General features: G+C 68.2%; 1 protein-coding gene. It reads right to left on the bottom strand.

Features of this window, described 5'->3' with window-relative positions:
• Positions 1-26: 26 nt before the first annotated feature.
• Complete coding sequence (locus tag ACIBVN_RS60870; RefSeq protein ID WP_397152049.1) at positions 27-1,250, bottom strand: IS110 family transposase; 1,224 nt, start codon at positions 1,248-1,250, stop codon at positions 27-29.
• Positions 1,251-1,435: the final 185 nt, after the last annotated feature.

Below are 1,435 nucleotides of genomic sequence, written 5' to 3'. Positions count from 1 at the left end.
TGAAAGACATCCCAGGAGTTTTAATGTCAAGCCGTGGCACTCTGGACGTGATGCGACCAAGCGGTCGCTTCGTCGTAGAGCGTGCCGGTTTTGAGGCAGCCGTGCAGGATGCCGACGAGCCGGTTGGCGAGTTGGCGCAGCGCGGTGTTGTAGCCGGCTCCGCGAGCGCGTTGCTTGTCGTAGTAGGCGCGGGCACCGGGCGAGACACGCAGCGCCACCGAGGCCTGGGTCATCAGAGCGTCGATGAGCCGGTCGTTGTGCACGAACCGGGCAAGGACGCTCTTCTTCTTGCCCGAGGCGCGGGTGATGGGGCTGGTCCCGGCGTAGTTCTTTCGGGCCTTGGCGCTGGCGTAGCGGCGGCGGTCGTCGCCGAACTCTGCGAGCACCCGGGCGCCGAGGATCGCTCCCAGTCCGGGCTGGGAGACGATGATCTCAGCGGCCGGGTGCTGGCCAAAACACTCCTCCACCTGCCCCTGCAGGGTCTTGATCTGCTCGCCGAGCACGGCAAGGACCGCGACCATTGCCTGGACCGACATCGCGTAGGCCGTGGTGACCACCTCGGGCTGACCCAGGTGCTCGGTGCGCAGCGCCGTCTGGATGTCGGTGGCGCGGGCGGCCAGGTCGCCACGGCGGCGGGCGCGTTTGAGCGCTGCGCTGATCTGGCTGACGCTCAGCCTCGCGGCCTGCTCCGGAGTGGGGGCCTTGGCCAGCAGGTCCAAGGCTTCGGCGGCGTCCAGATCCTCGAATGCGGTCAGGGCGGCGGGGAAGTACTCGCGCAGCGCGTGCCGCAGCCGCTGCCCGGCCCGGGTCCGTTCCCAGATCAGGGTCTTGTGGGTGCGGGCGACAACCTTGATCGCCTCGGCCTGCGGGCTGTCACCGGCGATCGGCCGCAGCTGGTGGGAGTCGGTGCGGACCATGTCGGCCAGCATGTGCGCGTCGGCCGCGTCGCTCTTAGCGCCCGAGGTTCCCAGCCGCTCCCGGTAGCGGGCGGCCTGCAACGGGTTGACCGCGAACACCGTGTATCCGGCCGCGACCAGCGCCAGCACCCACGGACCCCGGTCGGTCTCGATCCCGACCAGCACCTCCACCTCCTCATCGGGGGTGTCGCCGGTCTGCTCGGCGATCATCGCGTGCAGCCGGGCCATCCCCGCCACGCCTTCGGGCAGGCGTGTCTTGGCCAACCGGCGGCCGGAGGCGTCCATCACTTCCACATCGTGATGCGCCTCGGCCCAGTCATCCCCAACAAACAGTCGCACCAGCTCTCCCTACGCAGGAAACGATCACCAGCAGCAGCCAGCGGGAGAACCATCAGCGACCTAATCAAGCAGTGCTCACACCGACACCGTCAGTGGGCAACGACATCCCAGAAGCGATCAACTCTCCCGGCCAACCGGCAGGGGCACTGTCTTTCAGCAGGACTCGAAGTCCAGGACGC

Origin of the sequence: Nonomuraea sp. NPDC049400 (assembly GCF_044466425.1) — a bacterium.
GTDB lineage: Bacteria > Actinomycetota > Actinomycetes > Streptosporangiales > Streptosporangiaceae > Nonomuraea.
The sequence above is the reverse complement of the archived record's forward strand: the minus strand, read 5'-3'. Positions and strand labels throughout refer to the sequence as shown.